General features: G+C 72.1%; 17 protein-coding genes and 1 pseudogene. 8 read left to right on the plus strand and 10 right to left on the minus strand.

Translation table 11 applies throughout. The annotated features are described in order from the left end of the window. Positions 1-87 precede the first annotated feature (87 nt). From J7E88_RS03745 to J7E88_RS03755, 3 genes are all read left to right on the plus strand, one after another. Positions 88-1,296, plus strand: coding sequence for a molybdopterin-dependent oxidoreductase (locus tag J7E88_RS03745; RefSeq protein WP_215177115.1), 1,209 nt, complete (start codon positions 88-90; stop codon positions 1,294-1,296). Next, positions 1,296-1,748 carry a hypothetical protein gene (locus tag J7E88_RS03750; RefSeq protein WP_215177116.1) on the plus strand — a complete coding sequence of 151 codons (453 nt, stop codon included), beginning with the start codon at positions 1,296-1,298 and terminating at the stop codon, positions 1,746-1,748. The genes J7E88_RS03745 and J7E88_RS03750 overlap by 1 nt, the downstream gene beginning before the upstream one ends. A 181-nt stretch (positions 1,749-1,929) precedes the next feature. Then, entirely contained in the window at positions 1,930-2,721 is a 792-nt protein-coding gene (locus tag J7E88_RS03755) for a helix-turn-helix domain-containing protein (protein ID WP_251022130.1), read from the plus strand. Between the two features lie 65 nt (positions 2,722-2,786). On the opposite strand, the pseudogene J7E88_RS03760 reads toward J7E88_RS03755, so the two are convergent. From J7E88_RS03760 to J7E88_RS03785, 6 genes and pseudogenes are all read right to left on the minus strand, one after another. Further along, positions 2,787-2,960 (minus strand): annotated as a pseudogene (locus tag J7E88_RS03760) (Lrp/AsnC ligand binding domain-containing protein); the annotation flags it as partial. A 105-nt stretch (positions 2,961-3,065) separates the two neighbouring features. Continuing rightward, on the minus strand, positions 3,066-3,731 hold the full coding sequence (locus tag J7E88_RS03765) for a bifunctional 2-polyprenyl-6-hydroxyphenol methylase/3-demethylubiquinol 3-O-methyltransferase UbiG (protein WP_215177118.1): 666 nt from the start codon (positions 3,729-3,731) through the stop codon (positions 3,066-3,068). Beyond that, positions 3,728-4,354: a DUF2064 domain-containing protein gene (locus J7E88_RS03770; protein WP_215177119.1), complete on the minus strand. Its 627-nt coding sequence runs from the start codon at positions 4,352-4,354 to the stop codon at positions 3,728-3,730. Before J7E88_RS03770 ends, J7E88_RS03765 begins: the two co-directional genes overlap by 4 nt. Continuing rightward, positions 4,351-5,034: a glycosyltransferase family 2 protein gene (locus J7E88_RS03775; protein ID WP_215177120.1), complete on the minus strand. Its 684-nt coding sequence runs from the start codon at positions 5,032-5,034 to the stop codon at positions 4,351-4,353. Before J7E88_RS03775 ends, J7E88_RS03770 begins: the two co-directional genes overlap by 4 nt. Continuing rightward, entirely contained in the window at positions 5,031-6,086 is a 1,056-nt protein-coding gene (locus tag J7E88_RS03780; protein ID WP_215177121.1) for an NAD(P)-dependent oxidoreductase, read from the minus strand. The genes J7E88_RS03775 and J7E88_RS03780 overlap by 4 nt, the downstream gene beginning before the upstream one ends. A 94-nt stretch (positions 6,087-6,180) precedes the next feature. Continuing rightward, the gene (locus J7E88_RS03785; protein WP_215177123.1) at positions 6,181-7,527 is read right to left on the minus strand and encodes a 6-phospho-beta-glucosidase; all 1,347 of its coding nucleotides are present in this window, start codon (positions 7,525-7,527) and stop codon (positions 6,181-6,183) included. Between the two features lie 179 nt (positions 7,528-7,706). On the opposite strand from J7E88_RS03785, the gene J7E88_RS35510 reads away from it, so the two are divergent. Together J7E88_RS35510 and J7E88_RS03790 are read left to right on the plus strand one after the other, a co-directional pair. Further along, complete coding sequence (locus J7E88_RS35510) at positions 7,707-9,071, plus strand: MFS transporter (protein ID WP_251022030.1); 1,365 nt, start codon at positions 7,707-7,709, stop codon at positions 9,069-9,071. After that, on the plus strand, positions 9,025-10,233 hold the full coding sequence (locus tag J7E88_RS03790; protein ID WP_308307281.1) for an ATP-grasp domain-containing protein: 1,209 nt from the start codon (positions 9,025-9,027) through the stop codon (positions 10,231-10,233). The genes J7E88_RS35510 and J7E88_RS03790 overlap by 47 nt, the downstream gene beginning before the upstream one ends. 72 nt (positions 10,234-10,305) lie before the next feature. On the opposite strand, the gene J7E88_RS03795 is transcribed toward J7E88_RS03790, so the two are convergent. Continuing rightward, a complete protein-coding gene (locus tag J7E88_RS03795; RefSeq protein ID WP_215177127.1) occupies positions 10,306-12,087 on the minus strand; it encodes an FAD-dependent oxidoreductase in 1,782 nt (593 codons plus the stop codon). A gap of 115 nt (positions 12,088-12,202) precedes the next feature. Between J7E88_RS03795 and J7E88_RS03800 the strand changes: the two genes are divergently transcribed. After that, complete coding sequence (locus J7E88_RS03800; protein WP_215177129.1) at positions 12,203-12,637, plus strand: YchJ family protein; 435 nt, start codon at positions 12,203-12,205, stop codon at positions 12,635-12,637. Between the two features lie 30 nt (positions 12,638-12,667). On the opposite strand, the gene J7E88_RS03805 is transcribed toward J7E88_RS03800, so the two are convergent. After that, on the minus strand, positions 12,668-12,928 hold the full coding sequence (locus J7E88_RS03805) for a hypothetical protein (RefSeq protein ID WP_215177131.1): 261 nt from the start codon (positions 12,926-12,928) through the stop codon (positions 12,668-12,670). Positions 12,929-13,164: 236 nt separating this feature from the next. On the opposite strand from J7E88_RS03805, the gene J7E88_RS03810 reads away from it, so the two are divergent. Then, positions 13,165-15,081: a long-chain fatty acid--CoA ligase gene (locus J7E88_RS03810; protein WP_215177133.1), complete on the plus strand. Its 1,917-nt coding sequence runs from the start codon at positions 13,165-13,167 to the stop codon at positions 15,079-15,081. Positions 15,082-15,156: 75 nt separating this feature from the next. Here the strand turns inward: J7E88_RS03810 and J7E88_RS03815 are convergent, their stop codons facing one another. Further along, positions 15,157-16,227: an ATP-dependent DNA ligase gene (locus J7E88_RS03815; protein WP_215177134.1), complete on the minus strand. Its 1,071-nt coding sequence runs from the start codon at positions 16,225-16,227 to the stop codon at positions 15,157-15,159. Positions 16,228-16,279: 52 nt separating this feature from the next. Here J7E88_RS03815 and ligD point away from each other — a divergent pair, with 52 nt between their 5' ends. Continuing rightward, entirely contained in the window at positions 16,280-17,293 is a 1,014-nt protein-coding gene (gene ligD / locus J7E88_RS03820) for a non-homologous end-joining DNA ligase (RefSeq protein ID WP_215177135.1), read from the plus strand. Between the two features lie 85 nt (positions 17,294-17,378). On the opposite strand, the gene J7E88_RS03825 is transcribed toward ligD, so the two are convergent. Continuing rightward, positions 17,379-19,247 carry an OmpL47-type beta-barrel domain-containing protein gene (locus J7E88_RS03825; protein WP_215177485.1) on the minus strand — a complete coding sequence of 623 codons (1,869 nt, stop codon included), beginning with the start codon at positions 19,245-19,247 and terminating at the stop codon, positions 17,379-17,381. Positions 19,248-19,260 lie beyond the last annotated feature (13 nt).

The following is a 19,260-nucleotide window of genomic DNA, read 5'->3' on the forward strand; positions in this document are numbered from 1 at the left end:
CCGGACGCGGGACGCGGGGCTCGATGTCCGCGTTCCGTAAGGTGTCGGACGGCGCCACGTGAGCCCTCGCGGAGGTCTCATGGAGACATGAGATTCCGAACGGTCGGTGCGGCCGTCGCCGGACGGCTCCGGGGCCTGCCCCGGCCGCCGCTGCCCACGTTGCGCCTGCCCCGGCCGCCGCTGCCCACCTTCTCCGGCCGTCTGCACGACGCGCGCACCGCGACCGTGATCGGCCGGTGGCTGGGCGTCGCGTTCGCGGTGTGCTTCGTGACCGGCCTGATCAGCCACTACCTCCAGAACCCGCCGGGGTGGCTCGCCGACGCGCTGCCCAGCAGACCGTACTGGGGCTACCGCCTCACCCAGGGGCTGCATGTGGCGAGCGGCACCGCCGCGGTCCCTCTGCTGCTGGCGAAGCTGTGGACCGTGTACCCGAGGCTGTTCGTCTGGCCGCCGCTGAAGTCCGTACGCCACGCACTGGAGCGGCTGTCGATCGCCGTGCTGGTGGCCGCCTCTGTCTTCCAGCTCGCGACCGGACTGCTCAACACCGTCCAGTGGTACCCGTGGCCGTTCTCCTTCGTGCCGGTGCACTTCGCCGTCGCGTGGCTGCTCACCGGCGCGCTCGTCCTGCACATCGCCGTGAAGCACCCCGAGATCACAGCGCACTGGTCCAGACGCTCACCCGGAACGCTCGAACTGCCCGCCGTGGACGGGCCCGACCGGCGCTCGCTGATGATCGGACTGGCCGCGGCCGTCGGCGCGGTGACCGTGACGACCGTCGGCCAGGCGTTGACCCCGCTGCGGCGTCTGGACCTGCTTGCGCCCCGCCACCCGGACCACGGCCCGCAGGGCCTGCCGGTCAACCGCACCGCCGCCGCCGCCGGGGTGACGGCACGTGCCGTCACCGACTGGCGGCTCACCGTGACCGGCCCCCGCCCGCGCACACTGACCCTCGACGAACTCGCCGCCCTGCCCCAGCACACCGTCACCCTGCCCATCGCCTGCGTCGAGGGCTGGAGCAAGAACGCCCGATGGACCGGCGTGCGCATCAGGGACCTGCTGGAGCGGGCCGGCGCCCCGCCCGGTTCCGCCCTGCGCATCACCTCCCTCGAACGCCGCGGCGCATGGCGCGTCGCGGAGATGGGCGCCGGCTACACCGAGGACCCGCTCACCCTGCTCGCCCTGCGCCTCAACGGCGAGGTGCTCTCCCTGGACCACGGCTACCCCGCCCGCATCATCGCCCCGAACCGTCCCGGGGTGCTGCAGACCAAGTGGGTCAGCAGAATCGAGGTGCTGTGATGCGTCTGCGCATCGTGACCGGCGCGGTGGGCCTCGCTTTGATGGGCGTCGGCGCCTCGCTCCTGGTGAACGGCGGACAGATCAGGGACGTCGCCCTCTGGCTGGCCGGAGCGATCGTGATCCACGACGGGATCATCGCGCCCGTCGTGCTCGGCGTGGGCCTGCTCGTGGCGGGCCTGCCGGCGCGGGGGACCGTGCGCGGGGCGCTGATCACGGCGGGCTGCCTCACGCTCGTCGCCCTGCCGGTGCTGCTGCGCCCCGGCACGCCCCGGAACACGTCGGTGCTGCCGCTGGACTACCCGCGCAACTGGCTGCTGACAATGGCAGCCGTCGCCGTGGCCACGGCGGCACTGGGAGGCAGCCGTTGGCTGTGGAGCCGCCGTGCCCGGTTCCGCCCCCACTGGCGCGTCCGCCGTCGCGGTGACGAACGGCCGGGCCGTCTCAGGCGGTGACGACCCCCGCCGGTAATCTTCAGGCATCACGCTCCCAAGCCGGCCGCTTCAGACGGTGACGAACGGCCGCGCTCGCCGGGCGTCGTTCAGCGCGGTCGCCCACCACTCCAGCTGGTCCAGCAGCACCTTCGCGGCGCCCTCCGGCAACCGCCGTGAGGCCCTCGCACCGGCCGACGTCGGCCTGCCCGCGGGCCCGCGCCGCCGCACCCCCGGCCTGCGCCGCTCCGAGCTTGCCACCCTCGCGGGGGTCAGCGTCGAGTACGTGACGCGCCTGGAGCAAGGCCGCGACCGCAGGCCGTCCCCGCCGGTGCTGTCCGCCCTCGCCGACGCGCTGCGCCTCGCCCCTGCCGAGCGGATCCATCTGTACCGGCTCTCCAAGGGTGCGGACGGCAGTTTCACGTGCATGGGAGACGCCCAGGTCAACCGGCAGGTGCGCCCGACGGTCCGCGCGCTCCTCGACCGCCTGGAGCCCACCCCGGCCGTCGTGCTCAACCGCCTGGGCGAACTGCTCGCCTGGACCGAGGGCTACGAGCGCCTGGTCCGCCCGCTCGGCCTGCTGGACGGCGATCCGCCGAACCTGGCGCAGTACGTGTTCACCGACGCCCGGGCGAGATGGGCGTACCCGGACTGGGACCGGGTGGCCGACGAACAGGTAGCGGCGCTGAAACAGGGGCCGTTCCGCGCGGACCCCCATGTGGCGCTGCTCGTCGATGAGTTGACGGTGACGGCGGGCCCGGAGTTCGTGGACCGCCTCCGCTCCGTGCCGGGCCTGCCGCGCGCGAACGGCGTCGCGCGCCTGACGCATCCCGAGGCGGGTGACCTGCGACTGTCCTACGAGACGTTGGAGCTCCCCGCTGACGACGACCAGCGCCTGCTGGTCCACCTGCCGGCGGACGAGGCGACGAGCCGCGCCCTGGACACCCTGACAGGCCGCCGCCCGGGCGCCCTCCGCGCGCTCCCGACGGGCGCGTGACGGCTTCCGGGGCGCTGCCCCGTGCGCGTGACGGCTCCGGGGGTGCTGCCCCGTGCGCGTGACGGTTACTCGGGCAGTGGCCGGTCGTCGATGACGTTCTTCATGACGAGGGTGGCGGTCAGGCGCTGGACGCCCCGCTGTTTGGCCAGTTGCTGGTCGTAGAGCTGCTGGCAGGTGGCCAGGTCGGTGGTGGCCACGCGCAGGAGGTAGCCGGGTTCGCCGAAGAGCCGCTGGGATTGGAACTCGTCCAGGGGGAGTGTGACGACACCGCGAAACAGCGGTACGGGGTCCGGGGCCGGAGCCCCGAAGCCCGCGTCCGCCGGCCCGCCAGTGCGCCGGCCCCGTCACGGGAAGGGGACGGGCGGGGGAGACCCCCGCCCCAGCCTCACGAAGCACCGTCCCGCCGACTCCCACGACTCCACCACCTCCCACCCCACCGCCCCCGCGTAGCGCCGCAGCGCCCCCGCGCCCACCCGTGCCCACGGGAACAGCGCGCCCTCCGCGCCCGGGCCTGCGAACACGCGGACCTCCGCCCGTTCGTCCACCTCGACCGGCGCGCTTTCCACGATCAACGCGCCCCGCCTGGCGAGGAGTTCGGCGGCCCGCCCCAGCAGGGCCACCGGATCGCCGCCGATGCCGATGTTGCCGTCGATCAGCAGGGCGGTGTCCCAGGCGCCCTCCCGCGGCAGCGGGTCGAAGACGGAGCGGCGCAGTGCGCTTCCGCCGATGCGTGTCGTGCGGGCCACCGCTTCGGGGCTGACGTCGATGCCGAGCGCCGGCCGCCCGCGCACGGCGAGCGCGGCGACGAGCCGGCCGGGCCCGCAGCCGATGTCGAGCACCGCGCCCCGGCAGCGGTCCAGCACGGTCTGGTCCGCCTCGTCCGGCTTCGCGCACCAGCGTTCGACGTCCAGGGGCAGCAGCCAGCCGTCCGGGCGGCGCAGGAAGAGCGGGCCGCGTTCGGTGCGCAGGGCGTCGGTGTACGGGTCCGCCTGCCACGCCGGGGCCGTCATCGCGCCCCGGCCCCGGCGAACGAGGACAGGACCGCCGCGAAGCGGGACCTCGGAGCGAGCGCGGCCACCGCGAAGGCGTCGGCCGCCGTGTCCACGTCCCGCAGCACGGGCAGTTCACGCACCGTCAGCCCCTTAGCCACCAGCCGCGCCCGCTGCACCGCCCCCGTCGACGGCGAGGACATCGGCACGCCCCGCAGCAGCGCGGGCCGCGGCGCGCCGAGGCCGAGCGCCCAGAACCCGCCGTCCTCCGCCGCCCCGAACGACGCCTCGTCCGCCGCCAGTTCCAGCCCCGGGGCCAGCAACGCGGGCGTGAGCTGAGGGGTGTCCATGCCCACGAGCAGCGCGGGACCCTCGCACAGCCCGAACGCGTGCGCCAGCCGCTCGTCGAGGCCGCCGCCGCACTGCGCCACCACATCGAAGCCGGGCGTGAGCCATGTGCCGGGCGCGCCGTCCAGGACGAGCACGCGCCGTCGCGCCGGGGTGGCCCGTACGGCGTCGAGGGTGTCCCGTAGCGCCGCCTCGGCCAGACGCGCGGCCTGCTGTGGCGAGAACGCGGGCGTCAGCCGGGTCTTCACCCGGCCCGGCAGCGGGGACTTGGCGATCACCAGCAGCGTCCCGTTCACCGCGCACCACCGGCCACCGGCACGCGCGGCTTCTCCGCCAGCACCGCCCGCATGTCCCGCACCGCGTGCCAGGTCCCACGCCAGGTGCCGGTGACCTTCGACTTCCCGGTTCGCGGCAGATACGGGACTTCCGTCTCGCACACCCGCAGCCCCGCGTCCGCCGCGCGCACCACCATCTGGAGCGGGTAGCCGCTGCGCCGGTCCGTCAGATCCAGTGCCAGCAGGTCCGCCCTGCGGGCCGCCCGCATCGGACCCAGGTCGTGCAGCCGCAGCCCGGTCCGCCCGCGCAGCATCCACGACAGGGCCGCGTTGCCCGCGCGGGCGTGCACGGGCCACGCCCCTCGGGCCCGCGGCCGCCGCCGTCCCAGCATGAGGTCGCACTCCCCGCCCGCCACGCGGCGTACGAGGCCGGTGAGCAGGCCCGGATCGAGCGACGCGTCGCAGTCGCAGAAGCACACGTACTCCGCCTGGGCCGCCAGCAGCCCGGCATGACACGCTGCCCCGAAACCCCGCCGCGGCTCCCGGACCACATGCGCACCGAGCTCCTGCGCGATCCGGTCCGAACCGTCCGTCGACCCGTTGTCGACGACGATCGCCCGCCACCCGGCCGGAATCCGCTCCAGCACCCATGGCAGCGCCGCCGCCTCGTCGAGACAGGGCAGCACGACATCGACGTTCACGACCGCGCACCCCGCATCCCGCTCGTCGCGAACGCGGCCATGCCCTCGCCGAACGTGATCCGCGGCTTCCAGCCGAACTCGGTCATCAGACGGCGGGAGTCGGCGGTGATGTGCCGTACGTCGCCGAGCCGGAACTCGCCCGTCACGACCGGGGCGGGCCCGCCGCGGGCCTCGGCCAGGGCCGCCGCCATCTCGCCCACGGTGTGCGGGGTGCCGCTGCCGGCGTTGTACGCGCTGAGCTCGCCCGGCTCCCGGCCGTGCACGGCCTCCAGCGCGATCGCGTTCGCCTCCGCAATGTCCCGCACGTGCACGAAGTCCCGCCGCTGCCGCCCGTCCTCGAACACCCGCGGGGCCTCGCCGAGCTCCAGCGCCGAGCGGAAGAAGGAGGCGACGCCCGCGTACGGGGTGTCGCGCGGCATCCCGGGGCCGTACACGTTGTGGTAGCGCAGGGACACCGCCCGGCCGCCCGTGGACCGGGCCCACGCCGCGGCCAGGTGCTCCTGGGCCAGTTTCGTCGTGGCGTACACGTTGCGCGGGTCGCAGGCCGCGTCCTCGCCGACCAGCCCGGGCGTCAGCTCCGCGCCGCACTCGGGGCACCGGGGTTCGAACCGCCCGGCCGCGAGGTCCGCCGCGGCCCGGGGGCCCGGCCGGACCCGACCGTGCCGGGCGCAGTCGTAGCGGCCCTCGCCGTAGACGACCATCGAGCCCGCGAGCACGAGGTCCCCGACGCCGGCCCCGGCCATCGCCGCCAGCAGGACGGCGGTCCCGAGGTCGTTGCAGCCCACGTAGTCGGGGGCGTCACCGAAGTCCGTGCCGAGGCCGACCATCGCGGCCTGGTGGCACACGGCGTCCACGCCGCGCAGCGCACGGGTCGCGACGTCCGGGTCGCGTACGTCCCCGATCACACACTCCGCCTCCGGCAGCCGCGGGGGCGAGGGATGGGCGGCGGGCAGCAGGGCGTCGAGCACGACCGGATCGTGCCCGCGCGCCGCCAGGGCCGTGACGATCTGCGAGCCGATGAAGCCCGCGCCTCCTGTGACGAGTACACGCATACGGCCGACGCTACGGTCCGGGCCGGCAAAGACCGCCGGTCCGCGCCGGTGCGTCACAGGTCCGTAAGGAGTGGCGCCCCCGGGCGGGGGACCTTTAGGGGTGGCGCAGATACGCGAGACCGGGATGCTCGGCGCGGTATGCGTCGATGAGGCGGCGGGCCACGCTCACCGAGTCGACGAGCGGGTGCAGGGCGAACGCCTTGACCGCGGCCGCCCGGGATCCGCTCCCTGCCGCCTCCAGCACCTCGCGCTCCACCGCCTTCACGGAGGTCACCAGGCCGGTGGCGTGGCCGGGCAGCGGGTCGACGCCGAGGGGATGCGCCCCGTTGGCGTCCACGAGACAGGGGACCTCGATCACGGCGTCCTCGTCGAGGACGGAGAGCGTGCCGCGGTTGCGGACGTTGAGGATCAAGGTGGTGCGTTCGTCGCGCGCCACGGCGCGCATCAGCGCGAGGGCCACCTGCTCGTAGCCGCCCGGCTCCAGGTCCTCCTCGGCGCGCTCGCCCACCCCCGCGGCCTCCCGGTTGGCCGCCATGTAGGTGGCCTCCCGTTCGGCGAGGGTGCGCCGCCAGGTGGCCAGTGCCGGCGTGCCCGGCCGCTTCAAATCCTCGTAGAATCCAGCCTGTTGTTCCCGCAGGAACGCGCCCCGGCTCCGCCTGGCCTCCTGATGGGCGCGGACGGTCTCCCGGTTGAAGTAGTAGTAGTGCAGATACTCATTGGGGACCGCGCCCAGCGAGCGCAGCCAGTCCGCCCCGAACAGCTTTCCCTCCTCGAACGAGCCGAGGGCCTCCGGGTCGGCGAGCAGCCCCGGCAGAAGATCCCGGCCGCCGACGCGCAGCCCGCGCAGCCAGCCGAGATGGTTGAGCCCGACGTAATCGGCCCAGGCGGTCGCGGGGTCGGCGCCGAGCACCCGGGCCACCCGCCGTCCGAGCCCGACCGGCGAGTCGCAGATGCCGATGACCCGGTCGCCCAGGACGCGGCTCATCGCCTCGGTGACCAGACCCGCCGGATTGGTGAAGTTGACGACCCACGCCTCGGGGGCCAGCGCCGCGACGCGGCGGGCGATGTCCATGGCCACGGGGACCGTACGCAGCCCGTACGCGATCCCGCCCGCGCCCACGGTCTCCTGTCCCAGTACCCCTTCGGCCAGCGCGATCCGCTCGTCGGCCACGCGCCCTTCGAGGCCCCCGACACGGATCGCGGAGAAGACGAAGTCCGTGCCGCGCACTGCCTCGTCGAGGTCCGGGGTGAGAGAGACCCGCGGCGCGTCCGGGCGTCCGGAGGCCTGCTCCTCCAGCACCCGGGCCATGGCCCCGAGCCGGCCGTCGTCCACGTCGTACAGGCACACGTCGGTGATCCGGCCCTCACCGCCGTCGCCGAGGAGCGCCCCGTACACCAGGGGCACACGGAATCCGCCACCGCCGAGAATCGTGAGCTTCATCCCCGTACGGTACGTCGGCGCCCTTCCCCGACGTCGGCGCAGACCTTCCCGCCGGGCGGTACGACGCCCACGGGAATTGATGAAGTCCCCAGGCGGCCGTTCCCCTGTTCGAGTGGTGCTGTCTACGGTCGTCGGCGTCCAGGCCCCCCGTCACGGAGCCCTCATCAAGGAGCGCCCCTATGCGCGTCTACCTCGACCGCAACTTCCTTCTGACCTATGCCGCGTCGTTCATCTCGCTGTTCGGGTCGAAGCTGCTGATGATCTCCTATGTGGCCTTCGTCTACGGCGAGACCGGCAGCGCCACCCTGGCCTCCGCCGTCTTCGCCGCGGATTGGATCGCCAACCTCTTCGTCGGTCTGCTGACCACGCAGTACATCGACCGTGCGGACGCGAAACGTCTGCTGCTGCGGCTCAACCTGGCGGCCGCGGCTGTCACGCTTGTGTTCCTTGCCTGCCTGACGCCCGATCAGTTCCCGGTGGCGGTCTCCGTCATCTTCGTCCGGGCCCTGCTCAACAGCGCCGTCAACGCCGCCCGGGTCAAGGCCCTGGTGCAGTTCTTCGACAAGCAGCAGACCGACATCTACTCGGCGGTGCTCAACTCCAGCCTGTTCATCGCGATCGCCGCCGCGGGCGCGGTCGGCACGATCATCCTCAACTTCACCGGCATGGGCACCGTTGTGCTCATCGATGTGGCGACGTTCCTCGTCTCGGCCGCCCTGTTCGCGTGCGTACGCCCCAACCGGGCGCGGATCGCGGAGGCCCGGGCCGTGGCGGGCGCGAAGCGGGAGAGCGCCGCTCAGAACGTCAGGTCGGCCGCGCGGATCATCGCGGCGACCCCGGCGATCTCCACCGCCGTCTTCTACATCGTCCTCGCGGTGACCGCGTTCCAGGCGACGTACGAAGTGCTGATCACCGCAGTCCCCGACCTCTGGTTCTCGCTCGGCGAGTCGGGCACGGCGCTGTTCTTCACCGCCGAGTCCCTGGCGGTCATCGCCGGTCTGTTCCTCTACCAGTACCTCAGCCGCCGCGGACTCGTGCCCGAGCACCGCCAGCGGCTCCTCAACCTCGCCGTCACCGGCTTCGCGGTGTGCATGTACGCGGTGCTCGGCTCGTCCCGGTCGAGCCTCGCCCTCGCACTCACCGCGTTCGTCGCCGTCGTCCTCGCCGGCGAGGTCGTCTGGGCCCATCAGTACAAGCGGCTCATCGCCCACACCCCCGAGGCCAAGGTGTCCTCCGTCGTGGGCCTGATGTCGGCGGTGGGCTACAGCCTGATGGCCGTCTTCGGCTTCGTCTTCTCCTGGGGCATGGACGCACTCGGCGCCGAGTGGGCCGTCGCCCTCGATCTCGTCCTCATCTCCCTGCTGGTCATCGGCTGGGAAGCCCGCGCACACCGATCTGGGAGTCGTCATGCGGAAAGCATTCGTCCTGCTGGAACTGGTCAATCACGTGGCGCTGGTGGCCAGGTCGGCGAAGGCCCGCGGCCTGGCAGTGGTGGTCGTGGGGCAGAGCCCGCTGCCGCGGCAGGGCCCGTACGCCGTCCCTGACGGGGTCGTGGACGAGTTCGTCCCGATCGCCGGCTGGTCCGACGCCGACGGGGTGCGCGCGGCGCTCGACGACCTGCACAGACGCTACGACGTCGTGGGCACCTACGCCGCGTTCGAAGCGGCGCTGCCCTACGACGCGGAGTTCCGCGAACGCCTCGGGCTGCCCACCAGCGGTGCCGCCACCCTGGACGCCGCGCTCGACAAGGCAAGGGTGCGCGACCGGCTCCGTGCCGCCGGACTGTCCCGGCTGCGCTCCACCACCCTCTCGGGCGCCCTGCTCTGGGACACCTGGGGCTTCGACGGACCGGCGATCCTCAAGCCGGTGCACGGCACAGGCAGCGCCCTGTGCTACACCGTCGACTCCCTGGACGCGCTGCGCACCGCCGCCGCGGACATCGAACGCACCACCCTCGACGCCGGGATGACCCGCGACTACGTCCTGCGGACCGGTGAGTTCGTCCTGGAGCAGAAGGCTCAGGGCGAGCTGCTGTCCGTCGAGTCGCTCGTGTACGGCGGCGAGGTGAACGTGATCGGCATGCTCGGCCGCTACGTCCTCGCCGACGACCCCGTTGTCGAGCAGGCCGCGGTCTTCCCGTACCGGCACCCGCGGTACGACGAGATCGCCGAGGCGGCAGTGGCGTTCCACCGCTGTCTGGGCATCACCCACGGCCCCACTCATCTTGAGGTGATGGTCCCCGAGGACGGGCCCGTGGAGCTGATCGACTTCAACCTGCGGGTCGCCGGCGCGGGGGCGGTGCTCGCCTTCTCGGAGGTACTGAGAAGCCCCTACGAGGAACTGCTGACGGACCTCGCGTGCGGGGTCGCGCCGGATCTGGCCGCGCTCCGCCCGGTGCGGTGGGCCGCCGAGTGCCTCGTGCTGCCCCGGCCCGGGACCACCGAGCTGCGTGACATCACGGTTCCGCCGGCCGCGCGCCACGTACGGATCACCAAGGAGATCGGCGCACGGCTGACCGGCCGCTCGGACCAGCTGGACAGCGTCACGCTGTTCGTGGTGACGGCCGGCTCGGCGGAGGAACTGCACACTGCGCTCATGGACGCCCGCCGGAACACGATCGTCAACGGTGAGCCACTGGGCGACAACCCCAACAACCGCCTGATCGCCCCGGCGCACCTGCGCACCCCGGTGGGATTGGGCGCCTGAGACGCGGCGGGGGTGTCCGTCCCTGACCGGCCGGACACCCCCTCTCCTCGGCCCGTCTGCGGCCGATGGAAGCTAACCGAGGTCGAAGGCGTTCGGCAGCCCCCACCGGTGGCGGGAGCGGTCGTGCCGTTTGAGCGCTTCCAGCTCGGGCGCCCGGAACAGGGGGGTGACCGTGCACCGGGGCGCGGCCGAACCGGTGCCGTCCAGCAGGGCGTTGACCGCGGCGCGCGCCGACGCGTTGGCCCCCTCCATCGTGGCCAGGTCGATGTCGACGGACACGTAGTCCCCGGCGAGAAAGAAGTTGGGGACCGCCGTGGCCGCGGAGGGCCGGTTGTGGAAGGTGCCGACGGGATGGATCAGGAGCTGGTCCTCGTTGGTGGGGTGCGGGGTGCCGAGGCCGTCGACGCCGGGGTCCAGGAACCAGGAGTGCAGGGCGCTGTCCTTGAGAACGGTCCTTCCCGTGTCGTTGAGCGCGGCTTTCAGCTGCGCCCACACCTCCTTCGCGACCTCGGCGCGGGTGCACTGCTTGGCCGTTTTCCCGTACAGGACCCCGGGCCGGTCCCATTCGGAGATGTCGACGGACAGGCAGTCCACCACCGCCCCGTCGCCGTAGTCGGCGGGGAAGTCCCGGTCCGGCCAGTGCCCCGCCTGCTGGATGGCCGTCAGCGACCAGGGGGAGTCGACGCAGTTGAGATGGCCGTGCAGCAGCGGTGCGCTCTCGGTCAGATAGAACTGGATGCCGGTCATCCAGTCGGTGTGCAGTTCGTCGCAGCGGGCGAGCTGCGGGTCGGCGGCCCGCAGCGCGGGACCCCAGGTGCGCCGGGCGTGTTCGACGGGCAGCGCGGAGACGTAGTGGTCGGCGGTCACCGAGCGGCGCGTCCCCTGCGGGTCCTCGACGACCGCGGCCGTGATCCGTCCGTCGCCGTACGCCATCTCCCGTACGGTCCAGCCAACCGCGAACCGGACGCCCAGCGAGGCCAGATGCGCCACCCAGGGGTCGATCCAGGCCTCGTTGGTGGGCGCGTCCAGGATGCGGTCGAGGGGGCCGTCGGCGCCGCGGCCCAGCGCGTTGAAGACGAACGCCTCCAGCAGGGTGGCGACCGTGCGCGTGCTCGCCACCTCGGCTTTGGTGGCCACGATGTTGCGCGTCATCCCGATCGCCAGGATGCGCTGATAGTCGTGACTCATGCGCTCGGCCCGGATGAAGTCCCACCAGGGCGTGCGCTCCCAGACCTCGTCACGGCGCTCGTCGCAGCTGGTGAGGAAGACGAGTACGCGGTTCACGAAGTACGCGGTCTCGTGGACGGGGATGCCGAGCGCGGTGTCCAGCATCGCCGTGAGCGCGCGGCGGATCTCGTCGAGCGTGAGCTCGGCGGGCCGGTGCCCCGGCCACGGGAGCGGGATACGTAAATCCTCGCGTCCGGTGCGGGCGAGGGACATCTCAGGCGGGGCGACGAGGTTGTCCCAGACCCCGCGCGCGTTCCCGGGGAAGGGAATGCGCCGCATGGTGTCGGGGAGGTTGTGGTAGATGCCGGGAATGAAGCGGAAGCCGTGCTCGGCCGGTAACGGTCTGCGCCCGCCGCGGGCGCTGCCGGGCACGTCCATGCTGCGGGCCTTGCCGCCGAGCGCCCGTCGCTCGTAGACGGTGACGCCAAAGCCGCGCTCGGCGAGCTCGTGCGCGGCGGTGAGCCCCGCGACGCCGCCGCCGAGCACGGCGACCGATCCGGGGACCGGGGCCGCGGCCGCCGCGGCGACACCCCCGACCGAGGAGAGTGCCGCAGTGCCGCCGGCCGCGGCGGCTCCCGCGATGAAGGTGCGTCGTGACGTGCGTCGTGAGGTCCCCGAACGGTCCATCCGATCCCCTTACCGACGGTAACTTTTCGCGGTCCGGCGCAGGAGCATACGAAGAACCCTCGTGACCCGGAAGCCACGCGTGGGCCCATTCCTTCAATGGCTGGAAAATGGAGCCATGGCACGACGCACCAAGCGCCCCGGGCGCACCGAACCGCCCGCTCTCACCCCCGCATCGCCCTGCCCCTGCGGTCTGCCCGCCACGTACGCGGAATGCTGCGGCCGCTTCCACAGCGGCGAGGAGACGGCACCCACCGCGGAGTTGCTGATGCGCTCGCGCTACAGCGCCTTCGCCGCCCATGACGCGGCGTATCTGCTTCGCACCTGGCACTCCTCGACCAGGCCCTGGCAGCTGACACTGGATCCGGGGATGCAGTGGTCGAGCCTGGAGATCACCGACGTCACGGACGGCAGCGCGCTCCACACCAAAGGCACGGTCACCTTCCGGGCCCGCTACCGGCACCACGGCAAGCGCGGAGAACTGCACGAACGCAGCAACTTCACCCGCGAGAACGGGGCGTGGGTCTACGTGGACGGCACCTTCATCGAGTGAGCGGGCGCCAGGCCGTCGGGCAGCCGGCGATCACCAGTGGGTGCGGCCGGGCCTGACCGCGAGCCGGGGGTCGTACGCCGCGAGCACCTTGTTCGCCCGGGCCAGTGCGGACAGCGCGTGCTCGCGGTCGGCCCGGTCGTCGGCACACAGCGGGCCGCGGAACCGGTACACCTCGCGCGCGGCGCACTCGGCCTCGATCTCGGCGTGCAGGACATGGGCCGGCATGCAGGAGCCGATCATCACGGCCACGCGGTCGGGGATCGGTACCGGGACGAGGTTGGAGGCGGTCACGTCGAAGTCCTTGTCTTCTCTTTCGTCGGGAGTCCGTCGGTCGGTCGGCCTCCCACCCCTCCATGACTACCGGAGCGCTGTCCGGGTTCCGCGGCGGGGGTGTCTTTGTGCGGCATCGGTTGCTGATCGCCCCGTTGCTTTGTCGATACGCGAGAGTAAGTTGACCCTCGAGTAAGTGCCGAGGTCCCGTCAACTCCCCGCCCGCGCAACGCGAGAGCCGCGAACAGGAGCCGACCATGGGCGTACACAAGGATCTGAAGAGGGCGAAAAAGCACAGCGATCTCGCCGACCGCGTCCCGGTGGAACTGGTCAGGGAGGACGGCGTCGTACGAGAGGCGCGCACCGCACATCTCGCCCGGCCGTCCGCATCCGGCAGCACCGCCGACATACCTTACGCGAATGCCGCCGAAGCACCCGCATCGGTAATCCTCCGGCGCAAGGGTGACGACGGTCACTGGCGCCCCGTCACGGCCGCCGGCTTCGCCCGCCAAGTCACGGCGGCCGCGAAGGGATTGATCGCCGCGGGGCTTGAGCCGGGCGGACGGGTCGCCGTGATGTCCCGAACCCGCTACGAGTGGACCGTGATCGACTTCGCGATCTGGGCCGCCGGTGGCCAGAGCGTCCCCGTCTACGCCACCTCCTCCGTCGAGCAGGTCGCCTGGATCATGCACGACAGCGGCGCACGGCATGTCGTCGCCGAGACCGCCGAGCACGCGGCGACCGTGACCGCCGCCGCTTGTGGGCTCGACGGGGAGCCCCGAGTGTGGACCTTCGACGACGCGGCGATGGAGACACTCACCACACTCGGCCGAAACGTCCCGGACGAGGAGATCACCAAGCGGCGGGCCGCCCTGACGCCCGACACGGTCGCCACCCTCTGCTACACCTCCGGCACCACAGGGAAGCCCAAGGGCTGCGTCCTGACCCACGCGAACCTGCACGCCGAGGCCGCCAACACCGTGGAACTGCTGCACCCCGTCTTCCAGGCGGTCACCGGGCAGGCGGCGTCCACGCTCCTGTTCCTGCCGCTCGCCCACATTCTGGGCCGGACCATCCAGATCGCCTGTCTGATGGCCCGTATCGAGCTCGGCCACTGCCCGAGCATCAAGCCCGACGAGCTCAGGCCGGAGCTGCGGCGCTTCCGGCCCACCTTCGTCGTCGGCGTCCCCTACCTCTTCGAGAAGATCCACGACACCGGCCGGGCCACGGCCGAGAAGATCGGCCGCGGCGCCTCCTTCGACCGCGCCCACCGCATCGGCGTACGGTTCGCGGAGGCGTATCTCGCCAGGTTCCTGGGCACCGGCAGAGGGCCCGGCGTCGGTCTCACCCTGGCCTGGGCCCTGTACGACCTGCTGGTCTACCGCCGCATCCGCACCGAGCTCGGCGGCCGGCTCCGCTATGCGATCAGCGGTGGCTCCCCGCTCGACCGCGAGCTCAACCTCTTCTTCTGCGCGGCCGGCATCGTGATCTACGAGGGATACGGACTGACCGAGACCACCGCGGCCGCCACGATCATCCCGCCGCTCGCGCCGCGCCCGGGCACCGTCGGGCAGCCGGTGCCGGGCACGGCGATCCGGATCGCCGGCGACGGCGAGGTGCTGATCAAGGGCGGCATCGTCTTCGGCGCGTACTGGAACAACACGGCGGCGACCGGCGAGGCCCTCGCGGACGGCTGGTTCGCCACCGGCGACCTCGGATCACTCGACGACGACGGCTATCTGACGATCACCGGCCGGAAGAAGGACATCCTCGTCACCTCCGGCGGCAAGAACGTCGCGCCCGCCGTCCTCGAAGACCGGCTGCGCAGCCGCCCGCCCGTCGGCCAGTGCATCGTCGTCGGCGACAACCGGCCCCATGTCGCGGCCCTGATCACCCTGGAGCCCGAGGCGATGGAGCACTGGCTCACCGTGCGCAAAAGGCCGAAGGACACGCCGCTCGCGCGGCTGTGCGAGGACCCCGAGCTGATCGCCGACGTCCAGCGGGCCGTCGACCACGCCAACGCGGCGGTGTCACGCGCCGAGTCCATCCGCCGCTTCCGCATCGTCGCGGGCGAGTTCACGGAGGAGAACGGCCTGCTGACGCCGTCCCTGAAGATCAAGCGGCATGCGGTCGCCGCGGCCTACGCCGCCGAGATCAAGGCGCTCTACGCCTGACGTCCTCCGCTCACGCGGGCCCTGGCGCCGCCCCGGCGCGGCAGGGGCCTGCGCCCACCGGGCGGTGAGCGCCGCTCACCGCCCGGGAGCCGACAGCACCTCGTCCAGGTCGTACCGCACCGGCTCCTGAAGTTGTTCGTACGTGCAACTGGAGGGCTCCCGGTCGGGCCGCCACCGCCGGAACTGCGCGGTGTGCCGGAAGCGGTCGCCCTCCATGTGGTCGTACGCCACCTCCATCACCCGCTCGGGCCGCAGCGCCACCCAGGACAGGTCCTTCTTGCCCGACCAGCGGCTCGGCGCGCCGGGCAGCCGCGCGCTCTCGTGCGCGCTCTCCTCGGCCCAGCGCGCCCACGGGTGCTCCGAGACGTCCTCCATCCGCAGCGGCTCCAGCTCCTCCACCAGCTCCTGACGCTTCCGCACGGAGAACGCAGCGCACACGCCGACGTGCTGGAGCGCCCCGGAGTGGTCGTACAGCCCGAGCAGCAGGGAGCCCACGACCGGACCGCTCTTGTGGAAGCGGTAACCGGCCACGACGACGTCCGCGGTCCGCTCGTGCTTGATCTTGTACATCAGCCGGGTGTCCGGCCGGTAGGGCAGATCCAGCGGCTTGGCGACGACCCCGTCGAGGCCGGCGCCCTCGTACTGCTCGAACCACTGTTCCGCCACCGCCACGTCCGTCGTCGAGGGGGCGAGATGGACCGGCGGCCGGACGCCCGTCAGGGCCCGCTCCAGCGTGGTCCGCCGTACCGTGAGCGGTGCGTCGAGCAAGGACTCGTCGCCGAGGGCGAGCAGATCGAAGACGACGAAGCTCGCGGGTGTGCGCTCGGCGAGCATGCGGACCCGGGAGTCGGCCGGATGGATGCGCTCGGTGAGCCGGTCGAAGTCGAGCCGGCCCTCGTGCGCGATGACGATCTCCCCGTCGACGACGCAGCGCCCGGGCAACTGGCCGAGGAGCTGGGCGACCAGCTCGGGGAAGTACCGGGTCAGCGGCTTGCCGGTGCGGGAGCCGATGACGAGTTCGTCGCCGTCGCGGTGGACGATCGCCCGGAAGCCGTCCCACTTCGCCTCGTACTGCATTCCGGGCGGGATCTCCTTCACGGACTTGGCCAGCATCGGCTTCACGGGCGGCATCACGGGCAGATCCATGGGCCGATTCTCCGGCATGCGGCCCCACTCGGCACGGCCTACGCTGGCGGGCATGGCTGGAGCGGTGGAACTGGAAGTGGGGGAGCGCACCGTCCGGGTGTCCAATCCCGACAAGGTGTACTTCCCCGAGCGCGGCTGGACCAAGCTGGACATGGTCACCTACTACCTGGCCGTCGGCGAGGGCATCACCCGGGCCCTGCGCGGCCGCCCCACGACGCTGGAGCGCTACCCCGAGGGAGTGACCGGCGAATCGTTCTTCCAGAAGCGCGTCCCCAAATATCTCCCGGACTGGATCCCCACCGCGCACATCACCTTCCCCTCCGGCCGTTCCGCCGACGAGATGTGCCCCGACGAACCCGCCGCTGTCATCTGGGCAGCCAACCTCGGCACCGTCACCTTCCACCCGTGGCCCGTCCGCCGCGACGACACCGACCACCCCGACGAGCTGCGCATCGACCTCGACCCGCAGCCCGGCACGGACTACGACGACGCCGTGCGGGCAGCCCACGAACTGCGCGCCGTCCTCGACGAGGCCGGACTGCGGGGCTGGCCCAAGACCTCCGGTGGACGCGGCGTGCACGTCTTCGTGCCGATCGAGCCCCGCTGGAGCTTCACCCAGGTCCGCCGCGCCGCCATCGCCTGCGGGCGGCAGCTGGAGAGCCGGATGCCGGACCGGGTGACGATCAAGTGGTGGAAGGAGGAACGCGGCCGGCGCATCTTCGTCGACTACAACCAGACGGCCCGCGATCGCACCATCGCCTCCGCCTACTCCGTACGGCCCCGCCCGCACGCCCCCGTCTCGGCCCCGCTGCGCTGGGACGAGCTCGACATCGCACGCCCCGAGGACTTCGACATCAAGACGATGCCCGGGCGCTACGCCGAGGTCGGTGACGTCCACGCGGACATGGACGACCACCGTTTCAGCCTGGAGAGCCTGCTGGAGATCGCCCGCAAGGACGAGGCGGACCACGGGCTCGGTGACCTGCCCTATCCGCCGGAGTACCCGAAGATGCCGGGCGAGCCGAAGCGGGTGCAGCCCAGCAGGGCGAAGAAGGCGACGGACTGACCGCGCGTACGGCGGACGGCGGCTCTCCTCCCCGCGGTGGGGGAGGAGAACCGCCGTCCGTGCCTGCTGTGTGTGCGGAGTTGGCCTACAGCTCCTTGACCCTGATGTTGCGGTAGGAGATCACATCCGTCGTGCCGTGGACCTGGAGGCCGATGTAGCCGGAGGCATAGCGCCGGCCGTCGGTGCCCGGGTCGTCGGAGCGCGGCGGCTCGAAGACCTGCCCGCCGGTGTTGTCGAACTCGTTGACCAGCTTGCCGTTGCGGAAGACCGAGTAGTGCTGGCCCTCGACCCTGATCTCGTAGTCGTTCCAGGTGCCCTTCGGGGTGACCCCTGCACCGCCGAGGCCCACGCGGTCGAATCCGTAGATCGAACCCGACTTGTACATGTCGCCGTCCGGCCGGTCCAGGATCTGCACCTCATGGCCGTACTTGATGGCGACCCACTCCGGACGTGACTCCTCCGGGTTGTCGTGGACGTACGGGAAGCGGACGAAAACACCGCCGTTGGCGTTGCCCGACCCCGGGGCGTCGTCCCGCCACTGCAGCTTCAGCGAGAAGTCGCCGTACTGCCGCTGCGGGAACCACAGCATCCCCATGCCCGGCACCGTGGTGCTGCTGGTCATGGCGCCGTCGTCGCCCAGCGCGAACCTGCCGCCGCCGACCTGCTCCCACTTGGCGAAGGTCTCCTGGGTGCCGTCGAAGAGGTCCCGGTAGCCGGCCGTCCGGCCGGGCTTGCCGATGCCCGACTCCTTGGCCGCCCGGTAGATCTTCCTGTGCTCGCGCTCGTCGATGACACCGTCGGCGAGCAGCCCGTCGATCACACCGTCGACGTGCTTGAGGAACAGGGCGTGCGAGGACCAGTCCTTCTCGTCCTCGATCAGCTCGTTGATCGTGCAGCGGCTGCCCGTCATCCGGTTCGGGATGCCGGTGTCCACGGTGCCGACGATCACGGTCGGCCGCTCGTCGTACTCGGGGCAGTTGGGCGGCGGCACTCCGCCGCCCTCGGCCACCGAGAACGCGACGCTCTTCGCCGCGGAGGTGTTGCCCGCCTTGTCCGTCGCCCGGTACAGCAGCGTGTGGTAGCCGACCCGGTCGACGATCACCGGCGTGGTGTAGGCGAGGTAGGGCCCGCCGTCGAGCGAGAACTCGACGCGGTCCACGCCCGAACCGGAGTCCGTCGCCGACACCGTCACCTCGGCGCGGCCGATGTACGCGCCGTCGGAGTTCTTGTCGCCGCTGACGGTCGCCGAGGTCTCCGGCGGTGTCGTGTCGTCGGTGGGCGGGGCGACGACCGTGAAGTCGACGGACTTCTCGGCCGCTGTGTTGCCCGCCTTGTCACTCGCCCGGTAGCGGACGGTGTGGGCGCCGACCTCGTCGACGACCACCGGGGCGGTGTACGGCTGCCAGGGTCCGTCCGCGCCCACGGCGTACTCGACCCTGTCCACGCCCGAGCCCGAGTCGGTCGCGCCCACGGTCACCGTGGCCTGGCCGATGTACGCGCCGTCGGCGTTCCTGTCGCCGTCGACCTTCACCGTGGTCTCGGGGGCGGTGGTGTCCGCACCACCGCCCTCGGTCACCGTGAGGATGCCCTGCATCTGGCCGTGACCGGGGATCGTGCACGTGAAGAGGTAGCGGCCCGGCGTCAGTGTGACCTCGGCGGTGTGCCGGCCGCCCATGTCGTCGTTGGGGTTCGCCAGGATGTTCAGCGGCACGTCGTTGTTGTACTCGGGGTCCGAGACGTCGAAGGTCAGGGTGTGCGGCATGCCGGTCGTGTTGCCGGTGGCCGTGCTGTTCTCGAAGACGATCGTGGCCGCCCCCGCCACCGCCGTGGTGGGGAAGGACAGATAGCGGTCGATGGGGTCGCCCGCCGTCCAGGTCAGCACCTGGGCCGCCTCGGTCACCCGGTCGTCGTCGGTCCTGCCGTACGCCACCGCGGACGTCAGTCCCACGACCATGGCCACCGCGGCC

Origin of the sequence: Streptomyces sp. ISL-10 (assembly GCF_018614575.1) — a bacterium.
In the GTDB taxonomy this organism is placed as follows: Bacteria; Actinomycetota; Actinomycetes; order Streptomycetales; family Streptomycetaceae; genus Streptomyces.